Source organism: Lachnoclostridium sp. An131, from assembly GCF_002160825.1.
GTDB lineage: Bacteria > Bacillota > Clostridia > Lachnospirales > Lachnospiraceae > Laedolimicola.
Window position 1 is genome coordinate 22,731 of the sequence record NZ_NFLI01000014.1, and the last position, 18,326, is coordinate 41,056.

17 protein-coding genes and 1 pseudogene are annotated in these 18,326 nt (G+C 51.8%); 1 reads left to right on the forward strand and 17 read right to left on the reverse strand.

Going from position 1 to position 18,326, the window contains the following annotated elements; genetic code table 11:
* Positions 1–58 precede the first annotated feature (58 nt).
* From B5E77_RS12090 to B5E77_RS12155, 15 genes and pseudogenes are all read right to left on the reverse strand, one after another.
* The gene (locus B5E77_RS12090) at positions 59–2,323 is read right to left on the reverse strand and encodes an adenosylcobalamin-dependent ribonucleoside-diphosphate reductase (protein WP_087165623.1); all 2,265 of its coding nucleotides are present in this window, start codon (positions 2,321–2,323) and stop codon (positions 59–61) included.
* 79 nt (positions 2,324–2,402) lie between these two features.
* The gene (rnhA, locus tag B5E77_RS12095; protein WP_087165624.1) at positions 2,403–2,879 is read right to left on the reverse strand and encodes a ribonuclease HI; all 477 of its coding nucleotides are present in this window, start codon (positions 2,877–2,879) and stop codon (positions 2,403–2,405) included.
* A 179-nt stretch (positions 2,880–3,058) separates the two neighbouring features.
* On the reverse strand, positions 3,059–4,414 hold the full coding sequence (locus tag B5E77_RS12100) for an NCS2 family permease (protein ID WP_087165625.1): 1,356 nt from the start codon (positions 4,412–4,414) through the stop codon (positions 3,059–3,061).
* A 278-nt stretch (positions 4,415–4,692) separates the two neighbouring features.
* Positions 4,693–4,917: a hypothetical protein gene (locus tag B5E77_RS16825; protein WP_143468628.1), complete on the reverse strand. Its 225-nt coding sequence runs from the start codon at positions 4,915–4,917 to the stop codon at positions 4,693–4,695.
* A 400-nt stretch (positions 4,918–5,317) separates the two neighbouring features.
* On the reverse strand, positions 5,318–6,799 hold the full coding sequence (gene spoIVA / locus B5E77_RS12110; protein ID WP_087165627.1) for a stage IV sporulation protein A: 1,482 nt from the start codon (positions 6,797–6,799) through the stop codon (positions 5,318–5,320).
* Positions 6,800–6,923: 124 nt separating this feature from the next.
* Complete coding sequence (locus B5E77_RS12115) at positions 6,924–7,127, reverse strand: PTS ascorbate transporter subunit IIC (RefSeq protein ID WP_087165628.1); 204 nt, start codon at positions 7,125–7,127, stop codon at positions 6,924–6,926.
* Between the two features lie 19 nt (positions 7,128–7,146).
* A complete protein-coding gene (locus B5E77_RS12120) occupies positions 7,147–8,172 on the reverse strand; it encodes an SPFH domain-containing protein (RefSeq protein ID WP_087165629.1) in 1,026 nt (341 codons plus the stop codon).
* Positions 8,173–8,238: 66 nt separating this feature from the next.
* Positions 8,239–8,793: an HdeD family acid-resistance protein gene (locus B5E77_RS12125; RefSeq protein ID WP_087165630.1), complete on the reverse strand. Its 555-nt coding sequence runs from the start codon at positions 8,791–8,793 to the stop codon at positions 8,239–8,241.
* 3 nt (positions 8,794–8,796) lie between these two features.
* Positions 8,797–10,617, reverse strand: a complete 1,821-nt coding sequence (gene ftsH / locus B5E77_RS12130; RefSeq protein WP_087165631.1) for an ATP-dependent zinc metalloprotease FtsH — start codon at positions 10,615–10,617, stop codon at positions 8,797–8,799.
* Entirely contained in the window at positions 10,614–11,042 is a 429-nt protein-coding gene (locus tag B5E77_RS12135) for a hypothetical protein (protein ID WP_087165632.1), read from the reverse strand. Before B5E77_RS12135 ends, ftsH begins: the two co-directional genes overlap by 4 nt.
* 195 nt (positions 11,043–11,237) lie before the next feature.
* On the reverse strand, positions 11,238–11,840 hold the full coding sequence (locus tag B5E77_RS12140) for a TetR/AcrR family transcriptional regulator (RefSeq protein ID WP_242963734.1): 603 nt from the start codon (positions 11,838–11,840) through the stop codon (positions 11,238–11,240).
* 10 nt (positions 11,841–11,850) lie between these two features.
* Entirely contained in the window at positions 11,851–12,651 is an 801-nt protein-coding gene (locus B5E77_RS12145) for an ATP-binding cassette domain-containing protein (protein WP_087165634.1), read from the reverse strand.
* Between the two features lie 24 nt (positions 12,652–12,675).
* Positions 12,676–13,809 carry a glycine betaine ABC transporter substrate-binding protein gene (locus B5E77_RS12150; protein WP_330394688.1) on the reverse strand — a complete coding sequence of 378 codons (1,134 nt, stop codon included), beginning with the start codon at positions 13,807–13,809 and terminating at the stop codon, positions 12,676–12,678.
* 79 nt (positions 13,810–13,888) lie between these two features.
* Positions 13,889–14,215: pseudogene (locus tag B5E77_RS17675) on the reverse strand (ABC transporter permease); the annotation flags it as partial.
* 2 nt (positions 14,216–14,217) lie between these two features.
* Positions 14,218–14,829 carry a pyridoxamine 5'-phosphate oxidase family protein gene (locus tag B5E77_RS12155; RefSeq protein ID WP_087165635.1) on the reverse strand — a complete coding sequence of 204 codons (612 nt, stop codon included), beginning with the start codon at positions 14,827–14,829 and terminating at the stop codon, positions 14,218–14,220.
* A 210-nt stretch (positions 14,830–15,039) separates the two neighbouring features.
* Here B5E77_RS12155 and B5E77_RS12160 point away from each other — a divergent pair, with 210 nt between their 5' ends.
* Complete coding sequence (locus B5E77_RS12160) at positions 15,040–15,360, forward strand: winged helix-turn-helix transcriptional regulator (protein WP_087165636.1); 321 nt, start codon at positions 15,040–15,042, stop codon at positions 15,358–15,360.
* Positions 15,361–15,530: 170 nt separating this feature from the next.
* Here B5E77_RS12160 and B5E77_RS12165 read toward each other — a convergent pair whose 3' ends face one another.
* Positions 15,531–16,514 carry a helix-turn-helix domain-containing protein gene (locus B5E77_RS12165; protein ID WP_087165637.1) on the reverse strand — a complete coding sequence of 328 codons (984 nt, stop codon included), beginning with the start codon at positions 16,512–16,514 and terminating at the stop codon, positions 15,531–15,533.
* Between the two features lie 207 nt (positions 16,515–16,721).
* Complete coding sequence (locus tag B5E77_RS12170; protein ID WP_087165638.1) at positions 16,722–18,251, reverse strand: PucR family transcriptional regulator; 1,530 nt, start codon at positions 18,249–18,251, stop codon at positions 16,722–16,724.
* Positions 18,252–18,326: the final 75 nt, after the last annotated feature.

Here is an 18,326-nt window from a genome sequence, read left to right on the forward strand (position 1 = left end):
CCCCGCTTTGGAGTGAGAGCAGGCCGCCTGCTCTCACTCGAATGTGCCAGGAAAATCATCAGGAGCATTTGCTCCAGCCACAGTTTTTGCAGATATTGCAGCCACCCTCAAAGCTTAAGGGCTCTCCGCATTCCGGGCATACGACCTTCGCCTTTTTCTCTGCCACCGCTTTGGACTTCGGCACAGGCTTCGCCTCGCCGCCTTCTTTGATCTTCTGCTCCTTCAGCTCTTCCTGAACCTCCAGATACATATCAAGCAGAGCGTTGCCCACTGCCATCGGACAGCAGGAGCCCTTACTGGTATCCCCCTTTGTGGCTCTGCGCACCGTGTAGGACGGGCAGGAGCCTGTGGAATTCAGCTGATCGATGATCGTATAGATATCAATGCCGCCGCGGGCGCTGATGGAGATCATGCGGGACAGGCCGATCATGAAGTTATTGCAGCCTCCCGTGGAGCCCTTGCTCAGGTAAATCTCCAGAAGTGCGCCGGTATGCGGATCAAACAGCGCAATGCAGTGCAGGCTTCCGCAGCCTGTGATCAGCTTTCTCTTCTTGCCGACCACATCATCATTGACCTTGATGATCTCACCGCGTCCGAGGCCGTCTCCTGCAGCCACGCCCTTTTTCTTGTCAGTGCTCAGGATTCCGACCCGCTTGCAGCCGTCCCGGAAGATGGTAATTCCCTTCAGACCTCTCTCATAAGCGTAGAGATACAGCCGCTCCGTCTCTTCCACTGTAAAGGAATTAGGCACATTTACAGTTGAGCTGATGGAGGCATCGATGTGCTCTTGCCATACAGACTGCATATCGATTCTCTGCCGGTAATCCAGCGTCATCGCCGTCACAAAGAAATCCGGCAGATTTCCTTCATCCTTAATCCTGTGCTCCTTCATATACTGTTCTACGATAGGAGTGTATACTTTATAATAAACATCGCTTCCGTGCAGGGATTCCGTCTTTCTCTCATAATAATTGGCATAAATCGGCTCGATGCCGCCGGAGATGCCAAGCATCGTAGACAGAGTCCCCGTCGGCGCAATCGTCAGAAGCTGTGAATTGCGAAGTCCATATTTCTGCACCAGCTCCCTGGTACGCTCTGTAGTATTGTGCAGGAAATACGGCGTCGCCATGATCTCCTCCACATTGCATTTCGGGAACGCGCCCTCCTCCTTCGCCAGCAGAGCCGAGGTCTCAATCGCTGTGTCTGCCATGGCAAAGCCAATCTTATCGCAGATCTCCACAGCCTCCGCCTCTCCGTAGGTCAGCCCCAGCTTCAGCAGCATGTCCGCCAGACCCATGATGCCAAGGCCGATCTGGCGCCAGTCTGCCACGCTCTCCTGCTGCTCCTTCAAGGGATGCAGGGGAAGCCCCTCCTCCAGCACCTCATTGAGCCCCTTCACGCAGATTTTCACGCAGTCCTTAAACAGGGCAAAATCAAAATATGCGTTGTCTTCAAAGGGATTCTGCACAAATTCCGACAGATTCATGCTGCCCAGAAGACAGCTTCCTCCAGCCGGCAGCGGCTCCTCCGCACAGGGATTGACGCCGGCGTACGAAAAGGACTTGGTGCCTGAAAGCAGGCTCCACTCCTGAATCCGGTCCCAAAACAGCGCTCCCGGCTCCGCATAATCCCAGTTCGTCTCAGCCAGGTGATGGAAAAGATCCCGGGCCATAATCTTTTTCTCGATCTTCTGCCCCGTCTCCTTCCGTGTATAATGCAGCACAAAGGGCTTATTCTCCTTCACAGCCTCCATAAACTCGTTGCTGACACGGACAGAGATATTCGCCTTGGTCACCTTGTTCAAATCCGTCTTCAGATCTACAAACTCCTCCACATCCGGATGGGAGCAGTCGATGGAAATCATCAGCGCCCCTCTTCTTCCGTTCTGGCCGATCAGACTGGTCACCAGAGAATACAGCTCCATAAAGGACACAGCTCCGCTGGTCTCCTTCGCTGCATTATTGATCGTAGCTCCTCTGGGGCTTAAGCCTGAAATATCAATGCCGCAGCCTCCGCCATAGCTGTAGGTACGCGCAAGCTTCGTAGCGCAGTCAAAAATACTTTCAATATTGTCATCCGGCGGAGTAATCACATAGCAGTTGGAAAGACTGATTTTTCTCCCATGATTCTGCAGCCCCCGGTTGGACAGAATCCTTCCGCCAAACAGGAATTTCTTCTCCTTTATCAGCCTTGCAATCTCCGGGTTGCCGCCGCTGATACGGGTAATCCATTCCTCGAAGCTCTCATTTTCAAAGCAGTACTTTTTCTTCCAGATATCAGTCCCCAGCTGGTTATGCTCTCCCAGCCATTCCTTTTCATTCATTTCTTTCCCACTCCAATCCATAGATATAGTTGTGCAATTCCTATACTAACACAATATATAGATTTCCTCAAGAGGTATTTTACGACTCCAGCCCTTCATCCTCGATAAGCTCTGTCCCGTCCGCAGCCGAGGTCGCCAGGAAATCGCAGCGCTCGTTCTGCTCATGACCGTCATGCCCCTTGACCCAGATAAACCTGACCTGATGGGGCTCCTTCGCCTTCAGGAGACGCTTCCAGAGATCCACGTTTTTCACCGGGCCCGCGCTTCCCCTCCAGTTCTTCTTCAGCCATCCGTCTACCCAGTGCTTATTGAAGGCGTCTGTCACGTACTTTGAATCCGAATACACCTCCACCTCGCAGGGCCGGTTCAGCGCTTCCAGTCCCACGATCACAGCCATCAGCTCCATCCTGTTATTCGTAGTCCTTCTGTATCCCTGACTGTATTCCCTTTTGTGAAGCTGCCCCTTTGCGTCCTCACAGGTCAGAATCACACCATAGCCTCCGGGCCCATCCGGGTTTCCCCTGGCCGCCCCGTCCGTATAGATCTTTACAAGCATTCTGTGTCCTCCCCGATATTTTTGAACCCTGTTCTCCGAAGCTGCCGCCCCGGGAATATTCTCTTCTGCATAAAAACACGCACGTTTTCCACAGTGTCAAAAAGGGACACACCAGCCGGTGTGTCCCTTTGATGTTCTCTGTTATTTTACCTGATAAAACAGGATATTGCAACCAGTCCTTACAGCAGCGCCAAAAGCACAAAGTTCAGTACGAACAGGAAGGTGCATACCCAGAGAATCGGATGAATCTCCTTTGTCTCCTTCTTGCAGATCTTTACGATGCAGTAGAAGATAAAGCCCGTCGCGATACCATAGGAAATGCTGTAGCACAGAGCCATCACAAAGCCGGCGAAAAATGCCGGAATCGCCTCACTCAGATCTGACCAGTTGATCTCTTTGAAGGAAGAGGTCATCATGATACCTACCGCCACAAGGGCCGGAGCAGTCGCCGCGAAGGGAACCGCGCTTACAAAGGTTGCGAGGAATGCAGAAATCGCGAAGCAGACAGCCACTACTACAGAGGTAAGGCCGGTGCGTCCTCCTACTCCGATACCGGAAGCGCTCTCTACGAAGGTCGTCGTGTTGGAGGTTCCGAACAGAGCTCCGATGGAGGTAGCTGTAGCGTCTGCGAACAGAGCTTTGTCCAGTCTGGACTTGAATCCGCTTCTCTTCTCCATCAGCTCCTCATCCTCAGCGCTGAAGATGCCGCTGCGGCGTCCGGTTCCGATAAAGGTTCCAATGGTATCAAAGGTATCTGTGATGCTGAAGGAGAAAATTGTGATCAGCACCAGCGGAATCTTCGCCGGGTCAGTAAACAGGCTTGTGATGCCGCCTTCTTTGAAAATTGCAAGGAATGTGGTCGGCAGAGCCGCACATGCCTCGGAAAAGCTTGTGGTGTCCTGAGGCGCTGTCACTCCGAAAGGAATACCGATCAGTGTGGTCACGATAATTGCGATCAGGATCGCACCCTTTACATTGCACACCAGCAGTACAACCGTCAGGATCAGGCCGATGATGAACACCCAGAATGCCGGCTGGTTCAAAGTAGACAGCGCAGGAACACCACCGTCAAAATTGATGATGCCTACATTCAGAAGTCCGATATAAGCTACGAAAATACCGATACCGCCGCCGATTGCATTCTGCAGGCCTGCCGGAATCGACTTGATGATGTATTTCCGGATCTTGGTTACGGTGATCAGAATGTTTACCACACCGCAGATAAATACCATGGACAACGCCTGCTGCCAGGTAAATCCAAGACCGAAGCATACGGTATAGACAAAGAACGCGTTCAGGCCCATGCCAGGCGCCTGCGCGTAGGGAACGTTCGCTACCAGACCCATAATCAGGGTTCCAATGATAGAAGCAATGATCGTAGCAAGGAACACTGCTCCCCACTCCATGCCAGACTGGGACAGAATACTGGGATTCACCACAATGATATAGGACATCGCAAAGAATGTGGTAAGTCCAGCCATAATCTCAGTCGAGACAGAGGTGCCGTTCTCTTTGAGTTTGAAGAATTTCTCCATTACATAACCCTCCTAGTTTTCTCGCCCCTTCCGGGGATTTACAGGTTGTCTGATCTGCCAAAGGAGCTTGTACCGTAGATTTCCTGCCTCCATGCGGCATGCCTCTTCTGCTGATCGAAATACTTTTCTATCGTAACATAGAATCCGGGAAAAGTCCATGTAATGGAGTTGATTTTCACTCTTTCAGATTTCCTATAAATACTCATTAGTATTTCTTATAAATCCCGGCGAACCTGCCCGCTTTCTAAATTCCGGCTTTCTCCCTGAACTGTTCCAGGTCATCTGCCTTCGCCGCCAGTCTGAGCCAGATTTTCAGCTTTTCCTTCTGCTTTTCCTTCCTCTTTACTTACTCTTCGGGTTTCCTGCACATCATACGCTTCAAAGCTGTCAAACAGCATCTGGAATTCACCTCCCTTAATCTGATCCGTAAACTGCTCCACCTCATTGCGGGGCACATTCAGACGGTACAGAAAGACGGCTATGATTTTGCTGATCAGCTCCAAAAGGTACTGAGGACTTTTTCCGGACAGCTCATCAAAATATTCGGAAGGAATATTTTTCAGAAGTCTTTCCTCCTTCTCGGGAAATATGAAAAGCGGACCTATTCTGCTGCTTCTATTATAGCAATCCCGGCGGAGAATCACAACGAAAATCCCTTTTCATATTTCGCATTTCACATATTTCATTGTTCTGTTCAGGGAAATTTTGATTTCAGAATCGAAATCCGGAAATTTCAGCTTTTACAGAGTGTCCGCAGCGCATCCCGCGGAACGTTTTATTTAACAAGGAAGAGGCTTCCTGTTAAGTGAAAAACCGCCGGCGGATAACACACTGCTATTATCCTCCGACGATTTTATCATACACGACTTATCTGAAACACGCAAGGATTTTTTCCATTTTCTGTCAAATAATAATGCAGACCAGGCCGCCGCTGCTCTCATTGACAATCTTCTGCATGGTCTCCTGAAGCTTCACCTGGCTTTCGTCACCGATCTGGTAAATCTTGCTGCGGATGCCGTCCTCCACCAGTTCCTCCACTGATTTTCCGAAAATGTTTGTCTTCCAGATGCCTTCTTCCGAGCTGCTGCTGTCTTTCAGAAAACGGATCAGATCCTGCGCCTGCTCCTCGCTGCCTACGATGGGCGCAATCTCTGTCTCGATATTGGCCCGTATCATATGGATGCTGGGCGCCAGAGAACGGATCTTGACGCCGAATTTATTGCCCTGATGGATCATTTCCGGCTCTTCCAGCGTAATCTCAGACTGATCCGGCAGAACCACGCCATAGCCCTTCTGCCGCACGGATGCCACGGCGGCCTCCACCTTCGCGTACTCCTTCTTCATGCGGGACAGCTCCCGAATCAGGGCGATCAGCTCATATTCCCCAAGGATTTCGCTTCCGGTCAGCTCGCTTAACAGCTCATAATAATATTTTTCATCAATCTCCAGCGTGACCCGTCCGCAGCCGCTGTCCATGCGGATCTCGTCAAGCTTCGCCCGCTCGACATACGGGCTTTCCGTCTGAAGATTTTCCGGCTTCAGGTCCCGGATCGTGCTGATCCGGTCTGCAATCTCCCGGATGCTTCCGATGATATCCTGCTTGATCTTATGGTCAAGAGGCAGCATTTCCACCCAGCGCGGCACATAGAATTCCAGCTTTGCCAACGGAAATTCGTAGAGAATCTGCTCCAGGATTTTTGTGATATCTTCTTTTTTCAGCTGTTCACAGTTGACCGGAAGGACAGAGACGCCGTATTTTTCTTCCATCCGGGCCGCCTGGCTGACGACGGACTCACTGTAGGGCTTTTCTGAATTCAGAAGGATAATAAAGGGCTTTCCGAGCTTTTTTAATTCTGCTATGGTCCGCTCTTCCGGTTCTATGTAATTTTCTCTGGGAATCTCCCCAAAGGAGCCGTCGCAGGTCACCACAATCCCGATGGTGGCATGATCGGTGATCACCTTCTGGGTTCCCAACTCCGCCGCCTGGGAAAACGGGATCTCATAGTCAAACCAGGGGGTCTTCACCATGCGCTCTGCGCCATCCTCGATATGTCCCTCGCTTCCCGGCACCATAAAGCCCACACAGTCAATCATGCGCACCCGGACCTCCACATCTTCCGAGATCCGTACTGCCGCAGCCTCCTTCGGAATAAATTTAGGCTCTGTGGTCATAATGGTCTTTCCTGCCGCAGACTGGGGCAGCTCATCCCTGGCCCTGGTCCGCGCGTGTTCATCCTCGATGCCGGGCAGCACGCAGAGATCCATGAACCGCTTGATAAAGGTAGATTTCCCGGTCCGCACCGGCCCTACCACCCCCAGATAAATCTCGCCTCCTGTCCGGGACTGAATATCCCGATACAGGTTATATTCGGAACTTTTGTCCATAAAAATACCCCTTCCATATATACTGCTACAGTATATGCAAGAGGTATTTTTCCTATGTGCCCGAATTTCAGGCCAGGCCGACGCCGCAGGATCCTTCAGAACATTCACAGCGGGCATGCCGGTCTTATTCGATTTCGATGTCCAGCGGCTTGTCAAGCTCCTCTGAGACATACTTGCCGTTCTTCTTCCGCTGGCGCACGCACTCAGTCAGAAGATACTCTATCTGACCGTTGACGGAGCGGAAATCATCCTCCGCCCAGGCGGCTATCTGATTATAAAGCTTTGTGGATACGCGGAGCGGAATCTGTTTTTTCTGGTTCTCTGCCATAGGCCCGTTTCCCATCTTGTCAGTACAGACTGCCGGAATTTACGACCGGCTGGGCGTCGTGGTTTCCGCAGAGAACCACCAGAAGGTTCGAAACCATAGCAGCCTTGCGCTCATCGTCCAGCTCCACCGTATGCTTTTCATCGAGACGCTCCAGCGCCATCTCTACCATGCCTACCGCTCCTTCCACTATCATCTTTCTTGCATCGATAATCGCCGACGCCTGCTGTCTCTGCAGCATCACGGCTGCAATCTCCGGCGCGTAAGCCAGGTAGGTAATCCGTGCTTCCAGAACTTCCAGGCCCGCGTCCGCCACCTTGCTCTGAATTTCGTTCCGGATACGCTCTGCCACCACCTCGCTGGAACCGCGCAGGCTTCCCTCATCTGCAACCCCGTCTCCCGTCGTGTCCACACCGGGTGCCACATCGTAGGGATAGATCCGTACGATATTCCGGAGCGCGCTGTCGCACTGGAGAGAAAGGTATTCCTTATAATTGTCCACCTCAAATACTGCTTTCGCCGTGTCTACGACGCGCCACATCACCGCGATTCCGATCTCCACCGGATTGCCCAGGCAGTCGTTGATCTTCTGCCGGTTATTGTTCAGCGTCATGATTTTCAGAGAGATCCTTTTGCCAATCGCTTCCGCTGTTCCCGCCTGTGCCGCAGCATTTGCCAGCAGCTTATTCGCATCGTTGACGTCGCCGCTCTGGTTCAGCCTGGTCTTCGCCGCCGGGTTTACCGCCGTGCAAAAGGGATTTACATAATAGAACCCTTCTTCCTTCAGCGTTCCCACATACTTGCCGAACAGGGTCAGCACCAGGGCTTCCTGAGGCTTCAGCACCTTCAGGCCGCACAGCGGGAGCCAGCCAAGCGCTGTCCAAAGGCCTCCCAGCACAAGCAGCAGCACCGCCAGAGGCATCAGCGTTCCGGCCTCGGCCATCACTCCACCAGCCACCAGAACCGCGATTCCCACCACATAGAGCAGCAGAATCAAACACAGCATAGCCAGCCCGTTCTTTTTTCCGTTCAGTATTTTTTCCTGCATTGCACAGCCCTCCTCTATTTGATATCAAAATCATATCATATAGATATGCAGCTGTCAACAAAACCTTTACCAGCGAAGCCCGCTGTCATTCCTTCGTCCGCTGAAAGCCAGCACAATGCTGTCTACGCCAAGCAGAATCAGGTAGCATCCGATAATAGCGTCCAGAGAAATCAGGGTAAATACCGGGCTGAACAGCATCAAAACCGCCAGAACCAGGCCCAGGATATTCAGAATCAGCGTCAGATAATAGCTGAGCGAATTGACATACCTCATAATCCGGGGCTGGGAAGCCAGCCTGGAGATGCAGTGGGCCAGGAACCACAGCGGAAACAGAACTGCAGCTGCTACGCTTCCCGCGCCCGGGTATACCAGCAGCATAATTCCGGCCATCACGCTTAAAATTCCCGAAATCAGGGACAGCATAGGCCCAAAGCCTATATACCGTTCCATCTTCACATAAAAGACGATATCCATGATTCCTGTCAGGACTGCCAGAAGTCCGTAAATCATAACCACACCTGTCAGGGCCATACCCGGATGGCCAAGGGTCCATATGCCGAGAATCACCAGCAGAACCCCTATCATAAACTGTCCCCATCTGAAGCCTGAATATCTTTTCATGTTTTACGCCTCCTTACGCTCCAGAATTTCCATAAACTCTTCTCCTGTAATCGTTTCCTTCTCATACAGGCAGGCCGCCAGCTCATCCAGCTTTTCTCTGTTCTGCCGCAGGATTTCCAGAGCCTTTGCGTGCTGCTCCTTTACAACAGCCACAACCCTTTCATCAATCTCCTTCTGGGTCTCAGGCGAGCAGATCAGAGAAGTGTCTCCTCCCAAGTACTGGTTATTCACTGTCTCCATAGCAACCATGTCAAAATCCTCGCTCATACCATACCGGGTGATCATAGCTCTTGCAAGCTTCGTCGCCTGTTCGATATCGTTGGAAGCTCCTGTGGTAATCTCTCCAAACACAAGCTCCTCGGCAGCGCGGCCGCCTGTATACACCGCAATCCTGTTCTCTATCTCCTGCTTTGTCATAAGATATTTATCGCCCTGCTCCACCTGCATGGTATAGCCCAGCGCGCCAGAGGTACGCGGAATAATCGTAATCTTCTGTACCGGAGCTGAATGGGTCTGCATGGCAGCCACAAGCGCGTGTCCTGTCTCATGGTAAGCTACCACTTTCTTCTCCTTGTCGGAAAGCACGGCATTCTTCTTCTGATAGCCCGCGATAACGATCTCGATACTCTCTTCCAGATCCGCCTCGTTTACAAAGGTCCGGCCGGCACGTACCGCGCGGAGAGCTGCCTCATTTACAATATTGGCAAGCTCCGCGCCGGAGGCTCCTGCCGCCATCCGCGCAATCGTATGAAAGTCCACGTCGTCCGCCAGCTTTACCTTCTTCGCGTGCACCTTCAGAATATCCTCTCTTCCCTTCAAATCAGGAAGCTCCACAGGCACACGCCTGTCGAAACGTCCCGGTCTCGTAAGGGCCGGGTCCAGGGATTCCGGCCGGTTGGTGGCCGCCAGAATCATGACGCCGTTGTTTCCCTCGAAGCCATCCATCTCCGTCAGGAGCTGGTTGAGAGTCTGCTCACGCTCATCGTTGCCGCCCATCTGTCCGTCACGTTTCTTTCCGATGGCATCGATCTCATCGATAAATACGATACAGGGGGCCTTTTCCTTGGCCTGACTGAACAAATCGCGCACCTTGGAAGCGCCCATACCTACGAACATCTCCACGAATTCCGAACCGGAAATCGAGAAGAAGGGTACATTCGCTTCTCCGGCTACCGCCTTAGCCAGCATGGTCTTGCCTGTTCCGGGAGGGCCTACAAGAAGAATGCCTTTGGGCATGGAAGCGCCCACATCCGTGTATTTCTTCGGGTTGTGCAGATAATCTACGATCTCAGCCAGACTTTCCTTGGCCTCCTCCTCGCCTGCCACATCACCAAAGCGGATACCCTTTGTGGACTGTACATAGACCTTCGCGTTGCTTTTTCCCATGCCGAAGCTCATGGAGTTCTTTCCGCCCATCTGCTCCATCAGCTTTTTATTCATGTACTGCCCCAGCGCAATAAAGATTATCAACGGAAGAAAGAAGGTCAGCAGGCTCGTCAGAAGCGGGGATGTTCCCTGATCCACATTCCGGTCAAAGACAGCGCCCGCGTCATACAGTCTCTGGGTCAGCGTGGGATCCTCCATGGCTCCTGTTCTGTAAACCTGGGTATTGTCCTTATCCGTAAACAGGATCTGAGAATCCTCCACTTCCACGCTCCCGATATTCTTCTCTTCGATCATGCTCATAAAGGTTCCGTAATCCACATCCGTAACCTGGGCTCTGGCCAGCATCGGCGTCAGAAAAATATTTGCCAGCAGCAGAACCAGCAAAGCAATGCCATAATAGTAATACAATGGCTTTTTCGGCGATTTTACTTCTTTCATGTTGTCTCCTCCATCTTCATCTGTTCAGGCGGCTCTGTGTCCGCCTGTCTTCCAATCGCTTCCAGGGAAATCAAAAGCGCCCGGTCCGCAGCCTGCTTTGCGAAATCCAGGCTGTATTCCGCCAGCAGCAGCCAATCCTCCGAGGAGAGCCTTCCCTGGCCGCTTTCCATCTCTTCCCTGGCCTTTCGGACCGTCTCTTCCACCTTCTCATATATTTTTGAGATCCTTCCTGCCATCTCCGACCGGCTGAACCTCAGCCTTCTGCTTAAGATCTGCTCTTCCTCCTCACATTCACGGCGGACGAGCTGCGTCTCCTGCTTCAGAACACTTCTGTCGAAGGTCTGGCTCCTCTGAATCCTGCCATGGAGCCTTTCAAACTTTTCATCCAGCTCGCACAGCTTGACCGAAAGCAGTTCATAGGCCATATAGCACGCGCTCCTTTCTCAGCAAACACAGCAGCTCCGGTCTTCCGGACTGCTGCCTGAAACATTTTTTCTTCCTGATGCTGAAAGAATTGTAGCAAATCCTTTTCCAGAAAACCATGATCAGTATTTTCTTTCTGTATAGACAGAAGGACCAAAGTGTAAAAAACCTTTACACTCCGGTCCTTCTGTAAAAGCTTATTTTTTTTCACCCATGGGAGCCATCTCTCCCTTCAGCATCAGATATACGCTGTGTACAATGTAATCCAGATCCTGGGTGTCCTTCTCTGTCCATCCCTGCAAAAGCTCCAGAATCGCACCGCAGTGATACCGGATAATCAGTTTTGCGTCCCGGACGCTGTAGTTCTCGTACAGCCCGCCCTCGGCGGCCGCCTGATCAAAGAACGCGTAAAAGGTCTCCCTTGCAATCTGCTCCAGCTCATCCCTGTAATTAGACGTCATGCCCCGGCGCACATAGGGACGGGCATTGAGCAGCATCAGGAACAGATAGCGCAGCATCTCCTCCGGCCCCTCCTGCTCCATACATCCCTTCATCACATGCTCTGCACCCTTCTTTAATACCCACCGAAGCAGGTCCGGGATATCTTCAAAATGGTAATAGAAGGTCTGCCGTGTGATATTGCATTCTTCTACGATATCCTTCACTGTCAGCTTCTTTACCTTTCGCTCCCTGATGAGCCGCCCTGCCGCCTCCGCTATGATTTCCTTCATGTCCACTGCCATGTCCTGTGCCCGTCCTCTCCTGTCGTCTCCTGTTTTCACTTTATCATGGCCGGACATTTTTTTCAAGTCAGGACCTCTTCTCTCCTACTCCGCTGTACTCGCACTCTTCCAGCCGGTCATCAGGCAGATGGCAGATGCGCCGTTCCTGATCTACCAGCTTTTTCACAAACTCTGTGGCCGGATGCCGCAGCACCTCCTGGCTGGAGGCATACTGCTGAATCTCTCCTCTGTCCATGACAAGAACCTTCGTGCCAAGCTTCAGGGCCTCGGAAATGTCGTGGGTCACAAAGAGCACCGTAATCCCCGTCTGCTCATAGATCCGGCCAAGCTCTGTCTGAAGCTGAGCCCTCGTCAGCTCATCCACCGCGCCAAACGGCTCATCCATCAGAAGAATCTCCGGCGATGCGGCCAGGGCCCGGGCGATGCCCACGCGCTGCTGCTGGCCGCCGGAAAGCTCCGACGGATAGCGGCTTTTCAACTCTTCGTCAAGTCCCACAATGCGCATCCATTTGCTGACTGCCTCCTTTGTTCTCTGCCGGTCCCTTTTATTCAGCAGATTGGGAACGTAAGAGATATTCTGCTCCACCGTCATATGCGGAAAGAGCACGCTTCCCTGAATCGCGTAGCCGATATTTCTGCGAAGCATCGTCTGATCCTTTTCCCGGATATTCTCCCCGTTTATCAGAATCTCTCCCTCTGTCGGGGAAAGGAGGCCGTTCACCATCTTCAAGGCTGTGGTCTTACCGCAGCCGGATGAGCCAATGATTGTGACGAACTCTCCCTTTTCGACAGACAGATTAAAATCCTTCAGTATCACCTTATCTCCATACGCCTTTTTTATATGCCGAAATTCAATCACTGCCTGCATCTTCCGATTCCTCCTTCTTCCTTCCTATTTCAAAAGTCCGCGGGCGTCCAAAAAGTCCTCCGCCACATCCCGGGGCTCCCGTCCTTCTGTCTCTACCTGATAATTCATCTGTGCCATGTCGCTGTCTGAAATGATGCCTGTCACCTTTTCAAATACTTCCTCCAGCTCCGGATGCTCCTCCAGAACCTCACTCCGGATGATATTTCCGCAGAGATAGGAGGGATAAAACTGTCTGTCATCTTCCAGCACCACCGCGTCAGAGGCGGAGAGCTGGCCGTCTGTGGTAAACACCACCATCACATCGATCCTTCCCTGGTTCAGCGCCTGATACTTCAGGCCGATATCCAGATCCATGGTCTCTTTAAAGGAAAGCCCATAGGTCTCACAGAGCGCGTCATAGCCATCCTCCCGCTCAAAGAAATCATATTCTGCACCAAAAACAAGCTGATCCGATACCGCCGCCAGATCCGAATAGGTTTTCAAACCATACTGCTCTGCAATCTCGCTGCGCACCACCAGGCCGTAAGTATTGTTAAAGCCGTACATGCCGGCCCACTGCATGGAATAGCGCTCCTCGTATTCCTGTTCCATCTCCTCAAAAAGGTCCTCTGTATACAGCCCCTCTTCCTTCAAAACCATATTCCAGGCCGTGCCTGTATACTCCGGATAGATGTCAAATTCTCCGCTCTCCATGGCCGGCTGGATATTGGAGGTTCCGCCGCCTACCCCTTGAGTCAGCTCCACTTCCAGAGCCGTATCCTGTTCAATCAGAATGTCCAGCATTTCCCCAAGTACATACTGCTCTGTCATGGGCTTCGTGGCAATGTGAATCGTCTCTCCCTGACTGCGGCGGGACAGTGCCGCGAAGACGGCAAGCAGACAGACAAGCAGCGCCGCAAGACCCAGAATCCGGTTGGTCCGTTTTGCCTTTGCACTGCGTTTTGTCATGCGCCGTTCTATAAAACCGAACAGGAAATCCATCAGAAGCGCCAGGAGCGCCGTCAGAAGGCTGCCTGCCATAGTCATTGCTGTCTGGTTCGTGGTAATGCCCCGGTAAATCGCCACGCCCAGCCCGCCGGCTCCAATAAAGGAAGCAATTCCTGCCAAGGCAATCGTCATGGTCACCATGCTGCGGATTCCGGACATAATCACAGGCATAGCCAGGGGCAGGCGGATTCTTAAACAAAATCTGCATCCGTGTGCTTCCCATCCCCTTCGCGGCCTCCAAAATAGCCGGATCCACATTTGTCATTCCCGTATAAGTATTCCGCACCATCGGAAGCAGAGCATACACGGTAAGGGCAATCACCGCCGTAGCGTTCCCGACTCCGGAAAAGGGAATCAGAAAGCCCAGCATGGAGATCGAAGGAATCGTATAGAGAAAATTCACCACTCCCAGTGCCGGCTTTGCTGTTTTCTGAAATTCACTGATGAACAGTCCGAAGATTCCTCCGATTACAATCGCAATGGCAATCGCCAGAAGAGAGATCTGCAGATGCTCCAGAATCAATCCCCCAAAAAATTCCCTTCTCTCCCAAAGAAGCGTTCCTATTTCCTGCAGCATATTCACTCACCTCTCCTTTCCATGGCCTGTACCGGACAGTTCTCCAGACACAGCCCGCAGTGCAGGCAGTTCTCCTGCCGGATTGCGAAAGGACTTCCTTCCTCTATGCACTGCTGGGGACAGTTTCTCTTACATTCGCCGCAGCCAATGCAGGCGTCTGTGATTACAAAGCCTTTCTGCGCCGTCCGCTCCATTCCAAATCCCATGCTCTCCCGGTAAATCGGGCTCTTTCCCAGGTCAAAGAACTCCACCTGTCCATTCTCCAAGCAGAAAGGCTCCAGAATGTACCGGCTCTCTCCCGGATACACGCTCTTCATCGAAGGGTTCTCCTCAAAAATCCGGTCAATCCACGTCTTCTGTTCCGGGAGCTTCCGAACCCTTCCGGCCACTCTCACCATCTGGTACTCCCTGTTCAGGCCCGTTACAGCCACCCGCCCGGAAGAGATAAGCTGCCGGTAAAAATCCTTTCCTCTGGCCGTGCAGAAATAGAGCTTTTCCTCCTCCACCAGCATCACATCAATGATCCGTACCTGTGGAACCCCTTTCTCATCCACTGTGGCAAAAGCCACATCCTTCACATCCCGCAATATCTGCAGACATTCCTGTACTGTCATGTTGCATCCTCCTCATCTTTGTTTTCCTGCGTGACGGCATACAGTAACAGTATGCTCACTGTGCACCGAAACTATCTTTCTGCCTGTATTGTTTGTTGACAACCGCTGTCTTTAATGCTATTGTATGGATGTAAAGTATAATTGTAAAGTAAGCACAATAAAGTGCTATAGTTACCAAAAGGATACTATTGTAGAAAATGGGGGATATACATGAAGAAAGAATTGCCGGCCTGCCCGGTCGAGACCACCCTGATGCTCATCAGCGACCGCTGGAAGGTACTGATCATCCGCGACCTGCTGGGAGGCACCAGGCGGTTCGGTGAATTAAAGAAATCCATCGGAAGCATTTCGCAGAAGGTGCTGACCGCAAACCTGCGCTCCATGGAGGAGAGCGGCCTTCTGACCCGGAAGGTCTACGCCGAGGTGCCTCCACGGGTGGAGTACACCCTGACCGAGACCGGGTACAGCTTAAAGCCTGTTCTGGACGCTATGGTGGCCTGGGGAACGGAATATAAGAAAAAGAATGCCTGAAAAGGGCCCCGAAAAAGACTCCAGTTTGTTTTCTGACAATTAAGAAGGAGACCGTCCTGTGAAATTCATGCTTTTCTAAACCATACAATTTCACGGAACTGTCTCCCTTTTCTTTTACCTGTATTTTTAACTGCATTGATCTGGCGGCGCAGCCGTCCTCTGCAGCCTTATCACTTTTTCTTCACCAGTGTCTCCAGAACCCCAAATACTGCCGCGAACAGCACGCCGGCCACCGGCCAGATCACCCAGGAGCTCTCCCAGTTATTCCGGGTAAAGCTGATATAGAGATAAATGGCTGTAGCCACACACCAGTAAGCCCCCTGGAAGACGCCGAGAATCCGGTTGGCTTTCTTCTTCTCCGGCGTGTAATCTCCTTCCTGAAGAAGCTTCTGATAACTGCCCTGGATGATTCCGCAGCGTACAAACAGCCAGACGCCGCAGGCAACCAGAATCAGAAGAATACATACCGACAGCGCCACAGAAACAGCTTCCGTACTTAAGGCGCCGGCAAGCACCGGCGGCACCGCGGCCAGAATGCACAAAACGACTCCGCCTGTGATGCCGGTACGGAAGGTTCCGGCAAATTCCTCTTTCCTTTTTTCCACAATTCCGGCCACGCCGTATTCCAGCACGATATCTTCCTGTTCCAGGTATTCATATCCGGAAAGGCGGATTCCGTTCAGGACGAAAACCGCCACCGCCCCGGCAACCATCAGCAGCAGAACCAGTACTCCGATTCCCTCGGCCGCCCTCATGGACAGGGGAATTCTCTCTTCCGCCGCAAGCACGCTCAGAAAAATCACAGTAAGCGGGGAGAGAATACATAAGACTACCCCAAAGGCAAACCGGCCGGAAGTATCCCTGCATAAATCCATAAAGGCATTGGCCTCCTGAAGGCTCACCCGGCGCGCCGCTCCTTCCGAAGGCTCATCCGTCTCCGACCAGGCGATTTCCTCCATTTCATCTTTTAATAAGTAATCTGTGCTAACGCCAAACAAGGCGCTCATTTTTACGATGCGGTCCAGGTCCGGAATCGAAGCTCCGCTCTCCCATTTCGATACGGACTGTCTGGAAATCTGAAGCTGTTCCGCCAGATCCTCCTGGGACCAGTTGTTCTGTTTTCTCAATGCCGCAATCTTTTCACCTAAGATCATACTGTCTCCTCCTGCAGTTCTATTACCAGAATTTTTTTGAAAATTTTTGAGATATGAAGCTTCATTTTGAAAGCAGCCGGCAGCCGTCCTTTTAACTGCTGCCCTGACTGCCTCCTGTCAGGTAAAGAATAGCAGGATTCCCGGGCGCAGACAACCAAGAGCGCTTGGAAAATGTGTCAACCGGCAGTTGCGGACCCTGTTTTTTCTTTATTCGTTTCCTTCCTGTTCCAGAATCCGGAAGGTCATCATCACATAGAGCAGCGTATCATAATCATTCAGATCCAGGTCCACGATTTCCCCTATCTTTTCCATCCGGTACAGGAAGGTGCTCCGGTGGATAAAAAGCTGCTTCGCCGTCTGCACGGCATTGAGCTGATGCTGCACATAGCATTTGAGCGTATGATAATAGTCTGTATGATGCTGGGCATCAAAATCCTTAAGCTCCAGAATCCGGCGGGAGCAGACCAGCTCTCCGGGAAATTCTCCTCTTCCATGTTCCAGCATATAGTCAAGGGCCACCTCTTCAAAACGGTGAATCCACTTATAAGGTTCTCTTCTTCCGCCCACCTCCAGGGCTGCCGCCGCCTGACGGTAATAATCCCGGATATGAGCAAAACCGGTGAACTCATTGCTGAAGCCCGCTTTCAGAAAGCTGTCCCGGAGAAAATAGATGATCTTATCCTTCACATCTTCCGCATCACCGCCGAACCGGGTCAGATTTACAAAAATCACAATATGATTCTGATATTGAAAGGCGCAGGACTGGGGCAGCATGTTTTCCATATGGCTGCAGACAAAACGGACCGTCATATTCTCCAGATCCAGAGCCGCCACCTTCAGATTGATGCAGAAATACCGGTGGGAGGCCAGCCAGCCGAACTCTGAAAACCACTGTTCCAGAAGCTCCGGGTCCTGTTCCGGTCCGGACAGTATATCCGAGAAAATCCGGTCCAGCCGGTAGCCCATATCTGCCTGAAGCACCATCTGTTTGGACAGGGCCAGGTTGATGTACTCTGCCAGATGCTCCAGCAGGGCTCCGTCGCAGGCATCGAAACGGCTGGAGCTCTCCACCATGAGCACCCGGTAGGCATAACGTTCATGCTCAAAGATATTGACACAGAGGCTCCGCATTCCCGTAATAAAATCCGGATAAAAGAAAGCTCCTTTCTTCTTTGTCAGGTCGGGCTGCCGCCTGCCGTCCCGGTTCTCCTGATTCCGCTCAAAAATAGCGTCCGGGTCCACCAGCCCGGAAAGCTCCGGCCGGGTATCGATGATGCTGGAATAACCGATTACAAAATAGTCCGCAGTATGTACAATGATGGGATTGTGGAAGACCCGGAAGCTCTCATCCAGCATTTCCTGGATGCTGCCCTCCTGATTCGCCAACTCATAAAGCCTGGTATCCCATTTCTCATAATAATCAAAAATTCTCTGAATCTCATTAAACAGCAAAAACGGAGAGGTATCGTCCACAAGCTGGAATACCTGTCCGTTTTTCCCTGTATTTCTCGTTCTTATTTTTCCAATGCAGAATAAAACCGCCTTCTCGGGCACAATCAGATCCTGCTCCGACACCTGATCCCGGGTACAGATGTAGATCTTGTGATCCTGCATCTCATCCCCGTCACAGTAATAGAGAACACGCTCCAGATGAAGCTCATCCGAAAGAGCCTTTTTGTTCTGAAGCGTGAATTTAGATTTTAACCGGTGCGCCAGAATAGACGTGCTGAGCTTCATTTGTACCTCTCCCTTCCTGTCTCTTCCTACATAGTGTACGAGAAGTTGGGGAGAAAGTCAATGTATGAATTTCCC